The following is a 3,878-nucleotide window of genomic DNA, read 5'->3' as shown; positions in this document are numbered from 1 at the left end:
TTGAGCCAAGAAATTTATTTCTTGGCGGACGAAAAGTATGGTGCAAGATCTGAGTTGACTTAAGGTGAGTAAGTGATTGTGAAAAAATTGATTTTACGAATAGCTACCTGTAGTTTATTACTAAGCATTTTGACCGTACAACAGAGTCAGGGAAAAGCGATCGCTGATTTACAAACCATTATGAGCAGCAACACCAAGCTAGAAAAGTTGGCTGATGGTTTAAAGTTTACAGAAGGACCCGTCTGGCATCCGCTTGGCTTTTTACTCTTCAGTGATATTCCCGCTAATACTATCTATAAGTGGACAACTGACAGTAAAACATCCATCTATCGTCGTCCTGCTGGCAATCCCAACGGCAATACGTTCGATAGGGAAGGACGCTTAATTACTGCTGAACATGACCGCCGGCTTGTACGCACAGAAAAAAACGGTCAAATAACCGTTTTGGCTGAACGCTACCAGGGTAAACGTCTCAATAGTCCCAACGACGTTGTAGTCAAATCAGATGGTAGCATTTACTTCACTGACCCGCCCTATGGTATAAGTAAGGAGAAGGAAGAACTTGGCTTTTATGGTATCTATCGCTTGAAACCAGATGGAACCTTGACTTTGCTCAGCAAAGATATGGTGCGTCCTAATGGACTCGCGTTCTCTCCTGATGAAAAAAAACTCTACGTCAGTGATTCTGAAAAAGGACACATCCGTGTTTTCCAGGTTAATTCAGATGGTACATTAACTAACACGAGGGTTTTTGCAGAGTTAACTGGACCGAAAGACAAAGGTGTACCCGATGGCATGAAGGTAGATGTCCAAGGCAATATCTACTGTAGCGGTTCAGAAGGGGTGTGGGTTTTCTCGCCAACAGGTCAACTTCTGGGTAAAATTCTCGTGCCAGAGGTAGTCACAAATTTGGCTTGGGGTAATAAAGACTACAAAACACTTTACATCACTGCAGGTCAGGGTATTTATCGTATTCGCCTCTTGGTGGCGGGAGTGCAACCGCCGAAGGATAAACAATGAAGGCTAAAACGTGGAATCTAGTTTGCTTCGCTTTATTACTAGCGGTTTTGATTGTGGGTTGGGGACAAGTCACTGCGAAAATCCCGAACCAAAAAGCTCCATCACAGTATGCAAAAATTACGGTAGTAAAGACTAATTACCAAGGCTGGCGAGACTCCTGGGTTTTGAGTAATGGTCAAGTAGAAGCAATTATAGTGCCCGCAATAGGGCGAGTCATGCAGTTTCGATTACTAGATGGAGAAGATATATTCTGGGAAAATCCGAAAGTGTTTGGCAAAGCCCCCAATCCCGCGCCAGAAAAATGGGTTAATTTCGGGGGTGATAAAACTTGGCCTGCTCCTCAGTCTGACTGGACAAAAATCACGGGGCGAGATTGGCCTCCACCGACAGGTTTTGATTCCATACCAGTTCAGGCAAAGGTTGACGGTAGCGAAGTGACGCTCATTTCTCCCATAGATCCACTTTACGGCATTCGGACTTACCGCAGGATTCGACTCGAGCCACAAAAACCTGTGATGACTATTTCCACAACTTATGAAAAGGTCAAAGCCAAGCCAAAAGATGTTGCGGTATGGGTGATTACACAGTTGCGTCATCCAGTGGGAGTATACGCTGCCCTACCCCAAGCTTCGATTTTTCCTCAAGGGTATAACAGACAATCCGAGGAGTTACCAGCCAACTTAAAGGTGGAAAACGGGATGCTGTCATTGACACGTGATCCGAAAAAATCCCACAAGATAGGCTCTGATGCAAGTACGTTGTTATGGGTTGGAGAAAAAGTTGTAGTCCGCATTGACTCACCGAGAGAACCTGCGCTTAGTTATCCCGACCAGGAAAGCAGTGCTGAAATTTATACCAATTCAGATCCAGATGCTTTCGTGGAGCTTGAATTTCTTAGTCCACTAAAAACCCTGCAAATTGGGGAAAGAATCGACCTTACCACTACATATACTTTACTTCGACGCACGACCCCGAATGCTGAAGAAGAAGCCAGGAAAATTATTGGACGATCTGAAGTAACCGTTCCTAACCCAAGAAATATAGCGAAAGCTACTAGATAACTCTTCCCTCTTACCAACGGGTTTTGACTACATCCGATTAACACAGCACAAAAGAACTCAAGAACTCATTTATTATCTGTGTAAATAATAATATCTTGTTCATCTGTGCCATTACGCTAGACGTTCGCTCACTTTTTGAGTTAAAGTACGGTAAGCATATAGAATTATTGTATTTGTCAAGCAAAAGGGGTTTGGATCTACCAAGCTGACTTCTGGTCAGAGATAAAACACCTTCAACCCTTTCGTAGAACAGCAATATGCACTACTCATTATTACCCGTATTCAGCTTCTTTATTGGTATTGTCGTCGGCTTAACAGGCATTGGCGGAGCATCTTTGATCACGCCAATGCTCATTTTTTTATTCCAGGTTCCTCCTTCCATTGCTGTGAGTTCTGATGTTGTGTCTGCCACGCTGATGAAGTTTGTCGGCGGCTATCAGCACTGGCAGCAGAAAACTCTCGACGTACAAGTGGTAAAATGGCTGGCATTTGGCAGCGTTCCTGGCTCACTGTTTGGGGTAGGAATTTTGCACTTCGTCAAACTAACAGGAGAGCAGAACCTAGACGACATCCTGCTGCACTTGGTTGGAATGATGATTTTGTTTATGACTTTGTTAGCACTTGCACAACTGCTGGTATTATGGTTTTTCCCTGATTTTAAATTACCAGAGCTACCAAAGTTTGATTTGACAACAAAGCTTGGTTGTGCGATCGCAATAAGCGTGGGAGCAGTTCTAGGCTGTTTGGTTGGTTTAACGAGTGTCTCCTCCGGTTCGATGTTTGCATTGGTGCTGATAGCCTTTTTCCAGCTAGAGACCCGTAAGTTAGTGGGTACAGATATTTCACAAGCCGCAATTTTATTATTTTTCACTTCATTAGGACATCTCACCCTTGGGACAGTTGACTGGAGTTTAGTCTTACCAATATGGTTAGGCTCTGTACCTGGGGTACTGCTTGGTGCAAAACTTTGCCAACTTGCGCCTCAACGTCCACTGCGGTTTATCATTTACACAATCTTGCTCATGGCAAGTTACAAGTTAGTTTCCCCTGTAGGAGTGTAATATCAAGCTGAATGTTCCTCTTTCATACATGATAAAAAGACCAAGGCAAATTAGTACAAAAGGAACAACGGCTCTACCGTAGCGGCTTAAAATGTTAGCGTTAAGCGAAGCTCTGCCGAAGGCAATCGCTCTTTGACGAGCCAATAGGTAAGCAACTGCACACCAAACCCCTACCAAGACAAAAAATACACTTAAAGTCACTCCTAAACTAGCAAAGCTTTTACCAGCAAATAAGGGTATATAAATACTAATATTATCACCGCCATTAGCAAGTGTTACCGCTGCGACTTGATAAGTTTGAGCGTGTAAAATACTCAAGAGAAAAGACAGTATGGGGTTACTATGTGAGGAGGGCTGAAAATCAGTGGTTACTGTTTGAACTTGCGTAGTTTCTTGTTCTTTATTCACCAATAGCTTTAAACCAATTGCTATGGGTAGTAATCCCAGGAATCCAATCCATTCTCGCGGGATGAACAAGCCACCAAAGAATCCTGGTAGGCTAGCAATGATGATAGCTGTAAAACCAAGGTACTGACCAAATACAATATGTCGTCGCCGAAAATTGGCATTTACTTGTGAGAAAAATAGCACCAGGATCAGGATATCATCAATATTGGTAGCAACGAAGGCAATGACAGCTTCCGTGAAAGCCGTCCAAAGTTGAGTTATGGTCATTGATAAGAAAATATGATGTTAGAAAGCCTATAAATTATAAAAAATAAAATCATGATATACA

Annotated in this window: 4 protein-coding genes; 3 read left to right on the top strand and 1 reads right to left on the bottom strand. The window is 43.0% G+C overall.

The genetic code is table 11. The features are described from left to right. Window positions 1-78: 78 nt before the first annotated feature. The 3 genes from DP116_RS27355 to DP116_RS27345 all read left to right on the top strand — a co-directional run bounded on the left by DP116_RS27355 (window position 79) and on the right by DP116_RS27345 (window position 3,142). On the top strand, window positions 79-1,020 hold the full coding sequence (locus DP116_RS27355; protein ID WP_339381624.1) for an SMP-30/gluconolactonase/LRE family protein: 942 nt from the start codon (window positions 79-81) through the stop codon (window positions 1,018-1,020). Continuing rightward, the gene (locus tag DP116_RS27350; protein ID WP_169158123.1) at window positions 1,017-2,081 is read left to right on the top strand and encodes a DUF4380 domain-containing protein; all 1,065 of its coding nucleotides are present in this window, start codon (window positions 1,017-1,019) and stop codon (window positions 2,079-2,081) included. Before DP116_RS27355 ends, DP116_RS27350 begins: the two co-directional genes overlap by 4 nt. A 257-nt stretch (window positions 2,082-2,338) precedes the next feature. Further along, window positions 2,339-3,142 (top strand): sulfite exporter TauE/SafE family protein, encoded by an 804-nt coding sequence (locus DP116_RS27345; RefSeq protein WP_169158122.1) that lies wholly within the window; start codon window positions 2,339-2,341, stop codon window positions 3,140-3,142. On the opposite strand, the gene DP116_RS27340 is transcribed toward DP116_RS27345, so the two are convergent. After that, a complete protein-coding gene (locus DP116_RS27340; RefSeq protein WP_169158124.1) occupies window positions 3,119-3,811 on the bottom strand; it encodes a cadmium resistance transporter in 693 nt (230 codons plus the stop codon). The two genes, DP116_RS27345 and DP116_RS27340, sit on opposite strands and share 24 nt — an antisense overlap. Window positions 3,812-3,878: the final 67 nt, after the last annotated feature.

It is taken from the genome of Brasilonema bromeliae SPC951 (assembly GCF_012912135.1).
GTDB classification, from domain to species: Bacteria; Cyanobacteriota; Cyanobacteriia; order Cyanobacteriales; family Nostocaceae; genus Brasilonema; species Brasilonema bromeliae.
Note: the sequence above shows the minus strand (reverse complement) of the source record. Positions and strands in the feature narration are given on the sequence as shown.

Bases quoted from the DNA above. Each gene is read 5' to 3' on its own strand.
- DP116_RS27345 (WP_169158122.1), top strand. From the start codon at position 2,339: ATGCACTACTCATTATTACCCGTATTCAGCTTCTTTATTGGTATTGTC.
- DP116_RS27350 (WP_169158123.1), top strand. From the start codon at position 1,017: ATGAAGGCTAAAACGTGGAATCTAGTTTGCTTCGCTTTATTACTAGCG.